The organism is Mesorhizobium sp. M0715 (assembly GCF_040320355.1).
In the GTDB taxonomy this organism is placed as follows: domain Bacteria; phylum Pseudomonadota; class Alphaproteobacteria; order Rhizobiales; family Rhizobiaceae; genus Mesorhizobium.
In genome coordinates this window covers 216687-232854 of record NZ_JAMYPL010000004.1, presented here as the reverse complement: position 1 = coordinate 232854, position 16168 = coordinate 216687, and the positions used below count along the sequence as shown (strand labels likewise).

The 16168-nt window shown below is 65.1% G+C and carries 16 protein-coding genes; 9 read left to right on the top strand and 7 right to left on the bottom strand.

Going from position 1 to position 16168, the window contains the following annotated elements; genetic code table 11:
- Nucleotides 1-56 precede the first annotated feature (56 nt).
- Nucleotides 57-911, top strand: coding sequence for a choline ABC transporter permease subunit (choW, locus tag NKI21_RS07175; RefSeq protein WP_023809862.1), 855 nt, complete (start codon nucleotides 57-59; stop codon nucleotides 909-911).
- Nucleotides 908-2089 carry a choline ABC transporter ATP-binding protein gene (choV, locus tag NKI21_RS07170; protein WP_352773805.1) on the top strand — a complete coding sequence of 394 codons (1182 nt, stop codon included), beginning with the start codon at nucleotides 908-910 and terminating at the stop codon, nucleotides 2087-2089. Before choW ends, choV begins: the two co-directional genes overlap by 4 nt.
- A 51-nt stretch (nucleotides 2090-2140) precedes the next feature.
- Here the strand turns inward: choV and NKI21_RS07165 are convergent, their stop codons facing one another.
- The gene (locus NKI21_RS07165) at nucleotides 2141-3547 is read right to left on the bottom strand and encodes an ATP-binding protein (RefSeq protein ID WP_352773804.1); all 1407 of its coding nucleotides are present in this window, start codon (nucleotides 3545-3547) and stop codon (nucleotides 2141-2143) included.
- Nucleotides 3544-4260, bottom strand: coding sequence for a response regulator (locus NKI21_RS07160; RefSeq protein WP_127290180.1), 717 nt, complete (start codon nucleotides 4258-4260; stop codon nucleotides 3544-3546). Before NKI21_RS07160 ends, NKI21_RS07165 begins: the two co-directional genes overlap by 4 nt.
- Nucleotides 4261-4512: 252 nt before the next feature.
- Here NKI21_RS07160 and NKI21_RS07155 point away from each other — a divergent pair, with 252 nt between their 5' ends.
- From NKI21_RS07155 to clpS, 4 genes are all read left to right on the top strand, one after another.
- Nucleotides 4513-4815, top strand: coding sequence for a hypothetical protein (locus NKI21_RS07155; RefSeq protein WP_023809859.1), 303 nt, complete (start codon nucleotides 4513-4515; stop codon nucleotides 4813-4815).
- Between the two features lie 39 nt (nucleotides 4816-4854).
- A complete protein-coding gene (locus tag NKI21_RS07150) occupies nucleotides 4855-5088 on the top strand; it encodes a hypothetical protein (RefSeq protein WP_013529962.1) in 234 nt (77 codons plus the stop codon).
- A 215-nt stretch (nucleotides 5089-5303) separates the two neighbouring features.
- Nucleotides 5304-5669 (top strand): hypothetical protein, encoded by a 366-nt coding sequence (locus NKI21_RS07145; protein ID WP_352773803.1) that lies wholly within the window; start codon nucleotides 5304-5306, stop codon nucleotides 5667-5669.
- Nucleotides 5670-5909: 240 nt separating this feature from the next.
- Nucleotides 5910-6215, top strand: coding sequence for an ATP-dependent Clp protease adapter ClpS (clpS, locus tag NKI21_RS07140; RefSeq protein WP_023809857.1), 306 nt, complete (start codon nucleotides 5910-5912; stop codon nucleotides 6213-6215).
- Between the two features lie 2 nt (nucleotides 6216-6217).
- On the opposite strand, the gene NKI21_RS07135 is transcribed toward clpS, so the two are convergent.
- Genes NKI21_RS07135 through NKI21_RS07120 form a run of 4 tightly spaced genes read right to left on the bottom strand, consistent with a single transcriptional unit; the run spans nucleotide 6218 to nucleotide 13086 of the window.
- Nucleotides 6218-8296 carry a hypothetical protein gene (locus tag NKI21_RS07135; protein WP_352865042.1) on the bottom strand — a complete coding sequence of 693 codons (2079 nt, stop codon included), beginning with the start codon at nucleotides 8294-8296 and terminating at the stop codon, nucleotides 6218-6220.
- A gap of 1 nt (nucleotide 8297) precedes the next feature.
- Nucleotides 8298-11120 (bottom strand): DUF4159 domain-containing protein, encoded by a 2823-nt coding sequence (locus tag NKI21_RS07130; RefSeq protein ID WP_352773801.1) that lies wholly within the window; start codon nucleotides 11118-11120, stop codon nucleotides 8298-8300.
- The gene (locus NKI21_RS07125) at nucleotides 11117-12082 is read right to left on the bottom strand and encodes a DUF58 domain-containing protein (RefSeq protein ID WP_023809854.1); all 966 of its coding nucleotides are present in this window, start codon (nucleotides 12080-12082) and stop codon (nucleotides 11117-11119) included. The genes NKI21_RS07130 and NKI21_RS07125 overlap by 4 nt, the downstream gene beginning before the upstream one ends.
- Complete coding sequence (locus tag NKI21_RS07120; RefSeq protein ID WP_352865040.1) at nucleotides 12082-13086, bottom strand: AAA family ATPase; 1005 nt, start codon at nucleotides 13084-13086, stop codon at nucleotides 12082-12084. The genes NKI21_RS07125 and NKI21_RS07120 overlap by 1 nt, the downstream gene beginning before the upstream one ends.
- Nucleotides 13087-13240: 154 nt before the next feature.
- Between NKI21_RS07120 and NKI21_RS07115 the strand changes: the two genes are divergently transcribed.
- Genes NKI21_RS07115 through NKI21_RS07105 form a run of 3 tightly spaced genes read left to right on the top strand, consistent with a single transcriptional unit; the run spans nucleotide 13241 to nucleotide 15764 of the window.
- Nucleotides 13241-13870, top strand: a complete 630-nt coding sequence (locus NKI21_RS07115) for a DUF1285 domain-containing protein (protein ID WP_352773799.1) — start codon at nucleotides 13241-13243, stop codon at nucleotides 13868-13870.
- Complete coding sequence (locus NKI21_RS07110; RefSeq protein ID WP_023809851.1) at nucleotides 13870-14502, top strand: CoA pyrophosphatase; 633 nt, start codon at nucleotides 13870-13872, stop codon at nucleotides 14500-14502. The genes NKI21_RS07115 and NKI21_RS07110 overlap by 1 nt, the downstream gene beginning before the upstream one ends.
- A complete protein-coding gene (locus tag NKI21_RS07105) occupies nucleotides 14499-15764 on the top strand; it encodes a CCA tRNA nucleotidyltransferase (RefSeq protein WP_352773798.1) in 1266 nt (421 codons plus the stop codon). The genes NKI21_RS07110 and NKI21_RS07105 overlap by 4 nt, the downstream gene beginning before the upstream one ends.
- Nucleotide 15765: 1 nt before the next feature.
- On the opposite strand, the gene NKI21_RS07100 is transcribed toward NKI21_RS07105, so the two are convergent.
- Nucleotides 15766-15951, bottom strand: coding sequence for a DUF1059 domain-containing protein (locus NKI21_RS07100; RefSeq protein ID WP_013529972.1), 186 nt, complete (start codon nucleotides 15949-15951; stop codon nucleotides 15766-15768).
- Nucleotides 15952-16168: the final 217 nt, after the last annotated feature.

Genomic DNA, 16168 nt, shown 5'->3' with positions numbered 1-16168 from the left:
TATCCTGTGACAAGATGACCGTCCGGCAAGGACGGCGACTGTCAAAGAGGGGCAAGATGGATCCGATTTCAAAATTCTTTGTCAGTTACAAGATCCCCATAGGCGAATGGGGCAAAGCGTTCTTCACCTTCCTTACCGACAATTTCAACACCTTCTTCCGCGGTCTCTCCGGCGGTTTGAATTTCCTGCTCGACGGAGTGGTCGACACGCTGCTGCTGGTACCGCCGGTCCTTCTCATCGCGCTGATTGCACTGCTTGCCTATTATCTGCAGCGATCGAGAGGCTTGGCCGTGGCTGTCTTTCTCGGGTTGCTGTTCATCCTCAACCAGAACCTCTGGAAGCAGACGGTAGAGACGCTGGTGCTGGTGGTTGCCGCCGCCGCCGTCTCGATGGCCATCGGTGTGCCACTCGGTATCTGGGCGGCGCACAAGCCGAAGGTCTATCGCGTCATGCTGCCGGTGCTCGATTTGATGCAGACGCTGCCGACCTTCGTCTACCTGATCCCGGTGCTGACGCTGTTCGGCCTCGGCAATGCGCCCGGCCTCATCGTCACCATCATCTTCGTCATCCCGACCGCGGTTCGTCTCACGCATCTCGGCGTTGTCTCGGTGCCGAAGTCGATCGTCGAAGCCGGCGAGGCGTTCGGCGCCACCAAGAGCCAGTTGCTGTGGAAGGTGGAGCTGCCCTCGGCGCTGCCCACCATCATGGCCGGTCTGACGCAGTCCATCATGCTGTCGCTGTCGATGGTGGTGTTTGCTGCACTGATCGGCGCTGGCGGCCTCGGCACCGAAATCAACCGGGCGCTGGGTTCGCGCAAGATCGACCTCGGGCTTGAGGCGGGCCTCGCCATCGTCGTCTTGGCCATCGTGCTCGACCGGATGACCCGCATCGCCGTTGGAGGCAAGAAATGACCGTCGCCGTCGATTTCCGGAACGTCGATATCGTCTTCGGCGCCGACCAGGCCGGATCGCTGAAGATGGTCGACGCCGGAGCCAGCCGCGCCGAGATCCTCGACAAGACCGGCAATGTACTGGGTTGCGCCGGCGCCAGCCTGACCGTGAACGAGGGCGAAATCTCCGTGCTGATGGGTCTCTCCGGTTCGGGCAAGTCGACATTGCTGCGGGCGGTCAACCGGCTCAACGTGGTGTCGCGCGGCCAGGTGCTGGTCAAGGATGGCGACAAGACCGTCGACGTCGTCACCTGCGACGAGGCGACCCTGCGGCGCCTGCGCCAGAAACAGGTGGCGATGGTGTTCCAGCAGTTCGGCCTTTTGCCCTGGCGTACGGTGGAGGAGAATGTCGGTCTCGGCCTCGAACTCGCCGGCGTACCGGAGCAAGAGCGCAAGGAGCGCGTGCAACGCCAGCTCAAGCTGGTCAATCTCGACCAGTGGTCGAAGAAATACGCGCATGAGCTGTCGGGCGGCATGCAGCAGCGCGTCGGCCTGGCGCGGGCCTTCGCCACCGAGGCGCCGATCCTGTTGATGGACGAGCCGTTCTCGGCGCTCGACCCGCTGATCCGCACCAAGCTGCAGGACGAATTGCTGCAGCTGCAGGCCGAGTTGAAGAAGACCATCATCTTCGTCAGCCACGACCTCGAGGAGGCGCTGAAGATTGGCTCCCACATCACCATCATGGAGGGTGGGCGCATCGTGCAAACCGGCGCGCCGGAGGACATCGTGCTGCGGCCTGCCAACGACTATGTCCGCGACTTCATCGCCAATGTGAACCCGCTGTCGGTGCTGACCGCCTGGAACGTGATGCGCGACCGTCGCGATCTGGAGCACGGCAAGGACGGCTGGGTGTGGCTCGACCGCCGCAAGACGACGCGCTTCAAGATCGACGATCACGGGCTGGTGGCGGCGGCCGAACGCGACGGCAAGCCGGCGGTGTGGGTGTCGTGCGCCGACGTCGAAGGCCAGCCCGAGGAAGTAGCGCAGGTGTTCTGGGCCAACCCCGGCACCTCGTTGAAAACCGTCATGCTGGCCATGCACCGTTCGCAGACCGCTCCCGTTGCGCTGTTCGACGACCAGTCGCGCTTCGTCGGCGCCATCGGCATCCGCGATGTGCTGAGCGCGGTGCTGCGGCGGTAACGCCAAATTCGTGGACGCCGCCGCGGGCAGCGGAGGCTGCTTGAATGCTTTTTATGCCACCAGCGGCAGGCGCAGTTGCGTCAGCAGGCCACCGCCCGGGTTGTTGGACAGGCGGATCTCGCCACCTGCGGCGCGCGCGATGTTGCGGGCAATGGTCAGGCCGAGGCCCAGACCACCGGTCTGGCGGTTGCGCGATTGTTCAAGGCGCACGAACGAGCCGAACACGGCGTCGATCTGTGCCTGCGGTATGCCCGGCCCTTCGTCGCGGATGGTGAGCAAGATCATGTCCTCCGACCGGCGCAGCGAAAGATGCGCCTTCTTGCCGTAGGTGACCGCGTTCTGTACCAGATTGGTGACGCAGCGCTTGAGCGCGACCGGCCGCGCCATGCAGATCAGCCCGCGCGAACGGGTCTCGTCGTCGAACGACACGTCGTCATAGCCGTCGGCGATCGATTCCACGAGCGACCAGAAATCGATGCGTTCGTTCTTTTCCTCGGTCACTTCGAAGGTGGCGAAGTCGATCACCGAGCTGGCGATGCTCTCGACATCGGCGAGGTCGTGCGCCAACGCCTCGCGAACCGCCGATTTGCGCAACAGCTCCAGGCGCAGGCGCATCCTGGTCATCGGCGTGCGCAGATCATGCGCCAATGCCGCCGCCAGATGTTCGCGGTCCTCGACATATTCGCGCAACCTCGCCTGCATAGCGTTGATCGCCTTGGCGGCGGCACGGACCTCGCGGCTGCCGCTCTCGGCGATCGGTGGGCTCTTCAGATCCTTGCCGATCCGGTTCACGGCGGTTTCCATCATCCGGTAGGGCGCCGTCAGCCGGCGCAGCGACCAGATCGACATGATCACCACCAGCCCTGCGATCAGCGAATAAAGCGGCAGGCTGTCGAAGCTCAGGATCGGGCCGACGGGCGTGATCGGTTCGGTGAAGTTCAGCCATTGGCCGTCGGCGAAGCGCAGCGAGGCCGTCAGCTTGTCGCTCTGGGCGAAGTCGGCGGCCAGCACCAGAAGGTCACGCTCGACCTGTCCGATGTCGGGTCCCGGCGCCGTGCCGTCCGCGTCATCGGCCTCGCGCGTCGCCGGATCGCGGCGTACGCGTGCATCGGTGATGCCGAATTTCGACAGCCGTCCGACGAGGATGTCTTCGAGTTCGGCCAGTTCGTCGTCGCCGGCGATCGACGAAGTGACCGCCGGCGTGTCCGAGACGGTGAGCGCGTAGGTGGAGTTGAACAGGCCGGTCGCCGTCGCCTTGCGCTCGTCCGGACTGGCGTCATGCATGAGCTGAACCAGCGAGAAGGCACGGTCGTTGAGCCGGTAGAGGTCGACGACACCGTTGGCGGCGGCGCGGTCGCGCGACACGATGTAAAGGGTCGCGACCTGGCTGATCAGCAGGCCGGCAATGACGATCAGCAGCACCCAGACAGGCAAGGTCTGCGGCAGGAAACGTCTCATTCGGAGGTCGTCTCGGGCAGGAACTGGTAGCCGCCGCTGCGTACGGTCAGGATCAGCTTGGGCGTCTTCGGGTCGTCCTCCATCTTGCGCCGCAGCCGGCTGACCAGGATGTCGATGCTGCGGTCGAAGGAATAGTCGCTGTCGCCGCCGGACAGCTCGATGAGCTGGTCGCGGGTCAGCACGCGCTGCGCGCTCTTGACGAAGGTCTGCAGCAGGTTGAATTCGGCCATGGTCAGCTCGACCCTGACATCGTCGGGTGCGATCAGCCGGCGCCGAGCACAATCCATCGTCCAGCCGGCGAAGCGGTAGATCTGCTTGGTGGTGGCGCGCTTAGGCTCGGCGGTGCCATTGCGCCTGAGCACGGCGCGGATACGCGCCAAAAGCTCGCGCGGATCGAAGGGTTTGGGGACATAGTCGTCGGCGCCCATTTCCAGGCCGACGACGCGGTCGGTCGTCTCGGTGACGGCGGTCAGCATGATGATCGGCGTCGAATACTGGGCGCGCAGGTCGCGGCACAGCTCCAGCCCGCTTTTGCCGGGCAGCATCACGTCGAGGACGATGAGGTCCACCTGGACGCGCCGCAGGATGGTCTCCATCTCGATGCCGTCGGCGGCAACCGAGGTGTGCAGGCCCCGCTTCTGGAAGAATTCCTGCAGCAGGTCGCGGATACCCTTGTCGTCGTCGACGATCAGTATGTGTGCGTCGGATTTCACAGCAGCCCTGTCATTGTTGCCAAGCCCTTCTGTCTTTGATTGCCAAGCCCTTCTGTCGCAACCCACACGATAGAATTCAGGCCATATGTTGGCCAGTGGCTATGACGGGTTCACACCGGCTTTCTCAGACACAATCCAGAAACAAAATTCTACAGTTCAGAAAAACTCCTGAAAAATTTCAAGGGCATAACTGGTCTCGTGGCGGTCAGGTCATCGGCTGCGACGCTAGTCTCCGGGTTTACGGGTAAACCGATGCCAAGATTGTCGATCAGTTTGTTGGGTGCGTTGCTGGGCTTCTGCCTGGTCACTGCCGCTGTCGGACAATCGGACGCAAAGGTGACGCTCACAACCCGGAGCGAACGGTGCGCCAATCTTAGCCACCAATTTGATGAAGCCCTCGAAACCCATGCCACGGCAACGCAGGTCACCGCGGCAAAGGCACTTCAGAGAAAGGGCAACCGGTACTGCGCCGCCAAGAAACAGGCGCAGGGCATCCGGATGCTCGCCAGTGCTTTGAAGCTGCTTGGAGTGACGCCGAACGACCCGGTTCAGTAACACTCCGAAACTTGACCCGCATAAAAAGGAAACGAAGCCATGAAAAAGTCCATCCTCTCCGCAACCGGTCTCGCCGTCGCTCTCGCCTTCGCGATGCCGGCTCTCGGCAACGCCGCCGCCACCACGACCGCTGCTCCGGCTGCTTCGACGACCACCGCTCCGGCGACTGCCGCTCCGGCCAAGGCTGCTCCGAAGAAGGTCGTCAAGAAGACCGTCAAGAAGCACAAGAAGGCTGCCGAGAAGGCCGTCAAGAAGGACGCCCCGAAGACCTAATAAGGTCCGGCGCAAAATGCCGGCCTGTTGACCAAGGCCGCTCCAGCTGGTTTCGGCTGGAGCGGCCTTCTTCCTGTCCGAACCGCTGAAGCCCTGACGTTGGCGATGAAGCGGGTCGATGGTTCAACCGATCTTTGGCGAAGTCTGGCACCGGCAGCTTCCGCCTCGACTGACACTTAACCCGTTTGCAACGCCGACCGTGTAGGACAATCCGCATGAAGAAGCGGCTTTCGTCCATTTTGCGCTCGATGGTGATCGGCGGCCTGGTTGCCACCGGCGTCGCCAGGGTGCTGATCCTGTTCACCGCCAGCCCGGTGCCCGATCCGGCCAGCGGACGCACCGAGCCTTCGCTGTTCGCGCCGGCGATTTCCACCAGCTGGGACTACATCACGCCGGCACAGACCTGGCTGCTGGTCGTGCTGACCGGCGCGACGCTGATCTGCGTCGCCGCGTGGCCGATCGCGACCTGGCTGGAACGCCGGGCGGATGCCGGTGGAAACCGCTTTCGGTCCGATATGCCGTCGGCCACGGCCGCTCGGCAGATTCCCAGCCGCCGCATGTTCGGCCGTCAGGACCGTTGAACGGCAACCGACACTTTCCCACATAGTTGCGAATGGCCGCGCCCGCGGACATCGGCTTTGCGCGTCGCTCGAAATAGACGGCCGCTTTCGCTGGTGCCAGAATGGCGGCAAGGTTGCTACGCCAGAAGCAATTCACCGTTTCGTGGAAACGGCGAACTGTTCTGATCTTTTGTCTTGACGCAATTCCGGGCGGAAAACCATTTTACACTTTTCCGGGAATTGCTCTAACGGTCGGTTCCGATGCCTGAAATCACCACAAAACCGCGCGTCCAGGTCAAGCCGCAGGTCGAACGGCCAAAGCTCTACAAGGTCATCCTCATCAATGACGATTTCACGCCGCGCGAATTCGTGGTGACGGTGCTGAAGGGCGAGTTCAAGCTCAGCGAAGACCAGGCGCACCGGGTGATGATCACCGCGCATCGGCGTGGCGTCTGCGTCGTCGCCGTGTTCACCAGGGATGTCGCCGAGACCAAGGCGACGCGTGCCACCGATGCCGGCAAGGCCAAGGGCTATCCGCTGATGTTCACGACGGAGCCGGAAGAGTAGCCCTACCGTCCTTCGCGGTACCACATCGAACCCATTGCCAGAAGCAGCAGGCCGAGGCCGAGGAAGCCGCCGAACAGCGGCACGCGCGAGACGGCCTTGAGCACGCTGTCGTCCGTGGTGCGCAGTCCGATCCAGTCGTTGCCGGACGCGGCACCAGCCGAGCGCACCGGCACGATGGAGGGCAGCGTCACGTCGCTGCCAAGGGCTGTGGACGACGCCAGCCGGCGCACGCTGCCGCCGGTGGCTTCAGCCGGCGCCTTCAGCCGGCTTTCGGTGGAAATGACGTCGGCGAATTCCGGTGCGTTGACCGGCCCGACATGGGCGAGCGCGGTGAGGTCGCCATTGGCGACCTGATAGAGGCCGATCTCGCTGGTCTCGACGCTGCCGAGGAAGACCCCGGGCTCGGATTTATCGAGCTTGACGGTCAAGGTCTTGCCGGACGGGGTGATGATCTGCGCGGGGCCGGGATCGTCGGCCATCGTCTGGCGGCGGATTTCCAGCAACATGCCGCGGCCGTCGGCGGTCAGCCGCTCTTCCTCGAGCTCAGGCTCCTTCATCAGCCAGTGGGCGATGCGCCGGTAGAGCTGGACATGCGGGCCGCCGCCCTCGAAGCCGCGCGCCCACAGCCAGCCCTGATCGGACAGCAGCATGCCGACGCGGCCTTCGCCCTTGCGGTCGAGCAACAGCAGCGGCCGGTTGTCGGCGCCCTTCATCACCACTGCGCCTTCGGGGTTCTGCACGCCGATGGTGCGGAACCAGCGGCTCCAGTGCGGCGGCTCGGTGGCGGAGCCATCCAGCCCACGCGTCACCGGGTGGCGCTGGCCGAGTTCGGTGAGGCGCGGATAGAAGGCCTTGTCGACCACCTCGCCGGTCGGCATCGCCGGCAGGGCGGACATCAGCGGCGTGCGCGCGATCGAGCTTTCGCCGGCATATTCGGGGCCGGCCGCGATCAGCAGCGCGCCGCCCTTTTCGACATATTCGGAGATGTAGTCGTAATAGAGGATCGGCAGCACGTCGCGGTGCTGGTAGCGGTCGAAAATGATGAGGTCGAAATCCTTGATCTTCTCGACGAACAGTTCGCGGGTCGGGAAGGCGATCAGCGACAATTCGTTGATCGGCGTGCCGTCCTGCTTTTCCGGCGGCCGCAGGATGGTGAAATGGACGAGATCGACCGAGGCGTCGGATTTCAGCAGGTTGCGCCAGGTGCGTTCGCCGGCATGCGGCTCGCCGGAGACGAGCAGCACGCGCAGATTCTCGCGAATGCCGTCTATGAGCGCGATGGCGCGGTTGTTGGTGTCGGTCAGTTCGCCCGGTTCGCGGTCGATGGCGAGCTCGACGATGTTGCGCCCGGCACCCGGAATGGTCACCTGCAGCGGCATCGCCTGGCCAACGGTGGCGTGCTCGACCGCGACCTGTTCGCCATTGACCGAGACGCGCACATCGACCGGGCCGGTCTCGTTTTCGGTCGAGATGACGCGGTAGGTCATGTCGAGCGGCTTGCCGACAAGGCCGAAGCGCGGCGCGTTCTCGAAGCGGATGCGGCGGTCCTTTTCGTGGTCGTTGCCGGTGATCAGGGCATGCAGCGGGGCGTTGAAATCGGGCGCGGCCGGGGGGGCGTCATGGACCTCGCCATCGGTGATCATGATGGCGCCGCCGATGCGCGACGGCGGCACGTCGCGGAAGGCGCCCTCGAGCGCGCCGAACAGCCGTGTCTCGGTGCGCTCCTCGGCGGCTTCGGATTTACCCGCTTCGACGACGCGCACGTCGAACTGCTTGAAGCGGCCAAGACGCTGCTGCAGCCCGGCCAGCGCCTCGTCGGTCTGTTTGGTGCGGTCGCCGATGTCCTGGCTCTGGCTGCGGTCGACGATGAGGGCGACGACGCTTTTCAGCGGCTCGCGCTCCTCGTTGAGGAACACCGGGTTGAACAAAGCGGCGGCGAGCGCCAGAAGGGCGATGAAGCGGAAGACCGAGCCGCGCTGGCGAAACCACAGGCCGACCAGCGCAAGCAGCGCCAGCGGCACCAGCGCCAAGGCCAGCAAGGGCCAGGAGATCAGCGGTTCGAAGGAGATCGACCAGTTCATTCTACTGCCCCAGCCGTTCGAGCAGTATCGGCACGTGCACCTGGTCGGATTTGTAGTTGCCGGTCAGCATGTACATCATGATGTTGACGCCGGCGCGCAGCGCGTAGATGCGCTGCATCGGGTCCGCCGGCACGGTCGGCAGCAGCGCATCGCCATTCTCGTCGACCGCCCAGGCGCCGGCGAAATCATTGGCGGTGATCATGATCGGCGAGACGCCATCGCCGGTACGCACCGGCCGGTTCTCGGCGTTGCTGGCGTCGAGCGAGGCCTCGACCCAGAGCGGGCTGCCGGCGAAGCGGCCGGGGAATTCGGGCAGGATGAAGAAGGATTTGGTCAGCACGTGGTCGGACGGTACCGGTTCCAGCGGCGGCACGTTGAGCTTGCCGAGGATGTCGCGCAGCCGCTCCGTCGCTGGGCTGGTCGAATCGGCGCCGATGCCGTTGGCGAACTGGTCGCGGGTGTCGAACAGCACCGTGCCGCCCTGCTGCATATAGGCGTCGATGCGGGCGATGGCGGCCTGGCTGGGCATCGGGGCGGCCGGATCGATCGGCCAGTAGATCAGCGGATAGAACGACAGCTCGTCCCTCGATATGTCGACGCCGGCCGGCTCGCCCGGTTCTAGTGCCGTCTTTTCGACCAGGAAGCGGGTCAGGCCCTCGAGCCCGGCGCGGCTGATCGAATCGTCACCCGGCACGCCGGTCAGCACATAGGCGATGCGGGTCTTCGAAATCGCCTCGATGGCCACCTCGTCTCCCGGCGTGGCGTCGTCGGCGCGGGCAAGGTCGGCATGACCGAACAGGCTACCCAGCGCAATAAGGACCGCGGCGGTGGTTGCCACGGCACCGGCGCGACGCGGCCGGCGTGAAAACAGGCCGCCCATCCAGAACACCGCCAGCGTATCAAGCAGCATCAGCACCAGGGCGGCCGCGACCAGCGCGCCTTTCAAATTGCGCGATTCGTCAAAGGCATACTGGATCGAGGTGATGGGAACAGTGATTTGCGGGCGCGCCAGCGGAGCCAGCGTGCTGTCGGCTTCAAGCAAATTATGGGCAAATACACCTGTCTCGGAACCATAGAGACCGGGCGGGTTTTCAAAAGTCACCGGCAGCGCGCCGGCGCCCGGTACAAGCGGCCGCGCGTCCGGCGTCGGCGGCACCAGCGAGCCGTCGGCTGCAATCATGCGATAGGGCGCCAGCGACGCCGCGGCGGCTTCGGCATTGGCGATGGCCGCGCCCTGGTTGCGCGACAGCTGCACGATGCGGCGCAGCATCTCGACGAAGCTGCCAGAGATCGGCAGGTTCGACCAGGTTGCCTCAGGGGTGACGTGGAACAGCACCAGCGTGCCCTTGCCTTTCTTCAGTCCGGTGACCAACGGCGTGCCGTCGGCAAGGGCCGCCCAGGTGCGCTCGACGATATCGGGTGTCGGCTCGGCCAGCACCTGCCTGCTGACGGTGACCTCGGTCGGGGGCGCCAGATCGGCGAACGGGCCGGCCTTGGGGAATTCGGTGACAGGCTGCGGCGACGTCCATGATAGCGCGCCGCCGAGCGAACGCTCGCCGGTGCGAAGGCGGACCGGCAGCAGATCGTCGTCATCGCCCGCAGTAGCCAGCCGCGAACCGGCGAAACGCACCAGCGTGCCGCCATTGTCGACCCAATCGACAAGCCTCTGCCGGACTTGTCCGGGAATGGTGCCGATATCTGCCATGACGATCATCGCGGGCTTCTGGTCGAGGATCTGCGGGATGGCGTCGGCAAGATCGGCGCTGGAGGGTTCGACCAGATCGGCGAATGGCTGCAGCGCCCGCCTGATGTAGTAGAGCGGCGACAAAAGCGGCTGTGCCTGGTCGGCCTCGGCCTGCGACAATAGACCGACGCGCCGCCGCTTGGAGCTTTCGTCGAGCACGCGGACCGCACCGGCCTGCCGCTCGCCGTCGAGCGCGATGGATGCGAAGTCGTTGCGCAGCTCGAACGGCACCGCCATGGTGCCGGTGGCGGTGGTTTCGCCAGGCGAAAAGGTCAGCGTAGCATCGGCGATGCGGCGGCCCTTGTCATCGAAGGCGCCGGCGGTGACCTGAGCCGGGGCAGGGTCGCCCGGCGCGCGGATGGCGGTCAGTGCAAAGCCGTCGACCTGGTTGTCGGCGGTGGTCAGGCCGGTCAGCGACAGCCTGTCTGCGGTTGCCCAGACGACACGGGTGGCATTTTTCGACAAAAGTGTGTTGAAGGCGGCTTCATCGCCTTTTGCCGCCAGGCCGTCGGCAAGCACGGCGACACTGGCCCCGGGCAAGGTCTCCAGCACGCCGGCGACGCGGGCATAGACGGCGGGCCGGTCGGTCGGGATCGGCCGCGGCTTGGCGGCACGCAGCCGGTCAAGGGCGGTGGCGGCATCGAACGGCCCGATCTCGGCATTGGCCTTTTCGGCGGTGAAGGCGATGACGACCGGCACGCCGTTGGAGCCGGCGTCGTTGATCAGCCGCTCGGCGGTGGCGACGCGTTTGCCCCAGTCGGCGGCACTTGCCCAGTCATTGTCGATGACGAGCGCAAGCGCTGCACCCTCGGCCGGCAGCTTTTCGCGCGGATTGAAGACCGGGTCGGCCAATGCGGCGACGATGAGGGCCGCCATCAAGAGCCTGAGCAGCGTCAGCCACCACGGACTCTGCTGCGGCGTCTCCTCGCGCTTCAGCACGCGGGCCAGGATCTTCAGCGGCGGGAAGATTTCGGTCTGCGGCTTGGGCGGCGTCAGCCTGAGCAGCCACCAGATCACCGGCAGTGCCAGGAGGCCCCACAGCACCATGGGGGCGCCAAAGGAAAGCGGCAGCCAACTCATGCGACAGCCTTTCCTGGCCGATCGCCACCGGCGATCGTGCCGGCACGACCGTCAGCGGTCGGCCTGACTGAGGGGCCATCAGTGGTCATCGCCATGTGCAGCCGCACCAGCGCGTCGGAAGCCAGCCGATCGGTGTGGTTGACGGTAAAGCTCCAGCCAAGCCGTTTGCACCAGGCTGCCAGTTCGTGGCGTCGGGCGGCGTAGAGCAGGCGATACTCATCCCCCAGCATTTCGGCGCGGCCGGCGGTCAGCTTGTCGCCGGTCTCGGGATCGGTGAACTCGGTTCGGCCAGCATAGGGGAAGGTCTCCTCGGCCGGGTCGGCGACCTCGATCAGGTGGGCACGTACGCCGTGGCGGGCCAGCACGTCGAGCCAGGCCATCGTCTCTTCGACGGGATCGAGGAAATCGCTGACGATGACGATGTCGCAGAAGCGCCTGATATCGGACAAATCGGGTTTTGCCGGCAAATCGCCGGCATGCATCAACTGGGCGGCGATGCGTTCGGCGCCGTTGCGGGCGGTGAACGGATCGGTGAGGCCCGGCCAGGCGATGCGCTCGCCGCTGCGCGACAACAGCTCGGCCATGGCCAGCGCCAGCACCAGCGCGCGCGATTGCTTGGAAACGCTGGCGCCGGTCGATTTGTAGAGCATCGACGGCGAGGGGTCGGCCCACAGCCAGACGGTATGGGCGGCTTCCCATTCGCGGTCGCGCACATAGGTGTGGTCGTCGCGGGCCGAGCGGCGCCAGTCGATGCGCGAGGAATCGCCCTCGACATAGGGCCGGAACTGCCAGAAATTCTCGCCGATGCCGCGCTTGCGGCGGCCGTGCCAGCCGGCGATCACGGTGTTGACGATGCGCCGCGCCTCGACCAGCAGGTCTGGCACAAGCGAGGCCCGCAACCGGCCACGGGCGAGCGCGTCGCGCGTCGCTGCCGGAGCCTGGACCTCGCCGATGCGCGGCATCAAATCCCTTTCACGAGTTTCGCCACCACGTCACGCACGCTGATGCCTTCGGCGCGGGCGGCGAAGGTCAGCGCCATGCGATGCTGCAGCACCGGCTCGGCCAGCGCACGCACGTCGTCGACCGAGGGCGCCAGCCGTCCGTCGTAAAGCGCGCGCGCCCTTGTGCACAGCATCAGCGCCTGGCTGGCGCGCGGGCCGGGACCCCAGGCGACGTTCTTGTCGGTCTCGGCGTTGCCTTGGCCCGGGCGCGCCGAGCGCACCAGCGTCAGGATCGCTTCGACGACGCTTTCCGGCACCGGCATGCGGCGGATCAGCGTCTGGATCTCCTTCAGCCGCACCGGCTGCAGCACGTTTTGCGCTTTCGCGTCCTCGATGCCGGTGGTTTCCAGAAGGATGCGGCGCTCTGCCTCGATTTCGGGATAGAGGATATCCACCTGCATCAGGAAGCGGTCAAGCTGGGCCTCGGGCAACGGATAGGTGCCTTCCTGCTCCAGCGGGTTCTGGGTTGCCAGCACATGGAAGGGGGCCGGCAGGTCATGGCGGGCGCCGGCAATGGTGACGTGGTATTCCTGCATGGCCTGCAGCAGCGCCGACTGGGTGCGCGGCGAGGCGCGGTTGATCTCGTCGGCTATCAGCAACTGGGCGAAGATCGGCCCGGGAATGAAGCGGAAGGAGCGTTTGCCGGTCTCGTCCTGCTCCATCACTTCGGAGCCGAGGATATCGGACGGCATCAGGTCCGGCGTGAACTGGATGCGACGCGAATCGAGGCCGAGCACGATGCCAAGTGTTTCGACCAGCTTGGTCTTGGCGAGGCCCGGCACGCCGACCAAAAGCGCATGTCCACCGGCCAGCAGCGCCACCAGCGTACGCTCGACGACGCTTTCCTGTCCGAAGATGACCCGGCCGACCCCGTCGCGGATCCGGGAGATGTCGGCAAGCGCCTTTTCGGCCTCGGCGATCATGTCCTTTTCGCTGATCGGGCTTTCCTTGACCATCACGCTCATGCCGCATCGATCCTTGTGGTTGGAATACCATGGCTGGAACAACGGCTGCACCATACCATAAGTTGCCGCGATTCGGCCTCGCGTGGCGCCTATGTCGAAACTTAAATCACAGACTTAGGCTGACAAGCGGAACAACAGTGACTATTTCGTGACCATGACGGGACCCTTGGGACATCGTGAAGAAAGCCTGACTGGTGCCACCGAGGCGCGTGGCCTCGAGGCACTCATCTCGCGCGCCGCCCGTGCCGGCAAGGGCGCGGCACCCGTCGAACGCTGGAATCCCGACTTCTGCGGCGATCTGGACATGGAGATCAAGTCCGACGGCACTTGGTTCTATCTGGGCACGCCGATCGGGCGCATGCCGCTGGTGCAGCTTTTCTCCTCGGTGCTGCGCAAGGACGCCGATGGCAGGACCTATCTGGTGACACCGGTGGAAAAGGTCGGCATCCGCGTCGCCGATGCGCCGTTCATCGCCGTCGAAATGGACGTTTCGGGTAGCGGCGAAGCGCAGACCATCACCTTCCGCACCAATGTCGGCGATGTCGTCGAGGCCGGGCCGGAACGGCCGCTGCGCTTTGTCGACGAGAACGAGACCGGCGGATTGAAGCCCTATGTGCTGGTGCGTGGCCGTCTGGAGGCGCTGGTGGCGCGGCCGGTGATGTATGAACTGGTCGGGCATTGCGAGGAGGTCGAGATCGGCGGCGAGACGATGTTCGCGGTGCGCTCCAAGGGCGCCGTGTTCCCGATCATGCCGGCGGACCAGTTGAAGCGGCTGAGCGCGTGATGGACCAGGTGACGCCGGCGCCGTTTTCATCCGCGGATTTTCGCGCGCGTTTTGCCGTGCAGCCCGATGCGCATGCAGGCGACGATTATGGCGATCATCGCTTTAACCCCGGCCATCCGCGCCTCAATCAGGGCATGGCGCTGCGCAATGCCGCGGTGCTGATCCCGGTGGTCGATCATGAGGGCGATGCGACGGTTCTCCTGACCAAACGGGCCGAAAAGCTGCGCAGCCATTCGGGGCAGGTGGCATTTCCCGGCGGCACAATCGATCCGACCGATCCGAGCCCTGAGGCTGCGGCGCTGCGCGAGACCTTCGAGGAGATCGGGCTTGGCCGAGACCGCATCGAGATCATCGGCCGCATGCCCGACTATGTGGCCGGCAGCGGCTACCGCATCGCGCCGGTGCTGGGCATCGTGCTGCCCGGTTTCCAACTGACGCTCAACGCCGACGAGGTCGACGCCGCTTTCGAAGTGCCCCTGCGCTTCTTGATGGACCCGGCCAACCACAAGCGCGACAGCCGTATGTGGAACGATCTCGAATGGTTCTTCTACGACATGCCTTACGGCGAACGGCGCATCTGGGGCGTCACCGCCGGCATCATCCGTACCCTCTATGAAAGGCTTTATGCGTGAGTGTCTCGATCGCGGACAGGGCCGACTGGCTCGGCGACAAGCATCTGCAGCGCCTGCTGTTCGCACTGGCCGAAGGCGGTGAAGAGGCGCGAGTCGCAGGCGGCGCGGTGCGCAACACGCTGATGGGCCAGCCGGTCGCCGACATCGACATCGCCACCACCTGCCTGCCGGAGGAAACCCTCCGCCGCGCCGAAGCGGAAGGGTTCAAGGCGGTGCCAACCGGCATCGAGCATGGGACAATCACCGTGGTTGCCGGCGGAAAACCTTATGAAATCACCACCTTGCGCGCTGATATCGAGACCGACGGGCGGCGCGCGAAAGTGTCGTTCGGGCGCGACTGGAAGCTCGATGCTGAGCGGCGCGACTTCACCATCAACGCGCTCTATGCCGGGGCCGATGGCAAGGTGGTCGACCTGGTCGGCGGCATTGCCGACATCGAGGCGCGCCGGCTGCGATTCATCGGCGACCCGGAAGCGCGCATTCGCGAAGACTACCTGCGCATCCTGCGCTTCTTCCGCTTCTTCGCCTGGTACGGCGACGGGCGGCCGGACGCCGAAGGGCTGAAAGCCTGTGCCCGGCTTAAGGAAGGGCTGGCCCAGCTTTCGTCCGAGCGAATCTGGTCGGAACTGAAGAAACTTTTGTCGGCGCCCGATCCGTCACGGGCGCTGCTCTGGATGCGGCAGGCAGGTGTCTTGACCGCAGCGCTGCCGGAAAGCGAGAAATGGGGCATCGATGCCATCCATGGGTTGGCCAAGGCCGGGAAGGATCTGGGCTGGGCACCCGACCCGCTGCTCAGACTGGAAGCGATCGTGCCGCCCGATGCCGCGCGCATGAAGACGCTCGCCGAGCGGCTCAAACTCTCGACCGCCGAAGCGGATCGCCTGCGTCACTGGGCGCTTGCCAGCGCCGTCGAGCCGAAGACGACCGAGGGCGAACTGGCGAAAAGGCTCTATCGCGGTGACCGGCAGGGGTTTGTCGACCGTCTGCGGCTGTCGCTTGCGGCAGCCAGGGTGCGCGCCGTCGAGGACAATGAGGCGCTGCTCGAAGCCGGTGGTTTTTCGCGCCTGCTCGCCTTCGCCATCAAATGGGAAAAGCCGTTGTTTCCACTGAAAGGTGCCGATCTCTCGGCGCTCGGCGCAACTCCGGGGCCGAAACTCGGCGAAGTCCTCAGGAATCTCGAGGCGGAATGGGTCGAAGCCGGGTTTGCCCCTGATCGCGACGCGCTCCTCAAGCGCGCCGCCGAAGCCTTGAAGGCCGGGTAGATCAGGCCGCGTCGCGGGTCTTTTCGATGCGCGAGCGGATCGCCTCGATCATCGTCTCGCGGATCACCGTCTCGCCATGCGTCTCGCGCATGTGCTCGACGGCACGGCGCATGACCTCGGCCTCCTCGTCGGCACGCGTGTGCCAGTCACAGCCGGGCACGAGCGACCCGCAGTGAAATTCCTTCATGGGATTTTCTCCTTTTCCTCCGTGGAGCCCGAGGCTCCGGCACTTTTTTGGCTGACGGTCCAAATCCGAGATCGGATCCTGGGGCCGCGAGCGGGAGAAGCATAACACAGATGGGGTGGCATTGGTTGCAGTCAACGGCGAAAAGGCGGAGCAGGCGCTGCTCCGCCCTCTTACGCTACCCCCAAACAGGACCGGATATCGTCTCATCCTGCTCTGG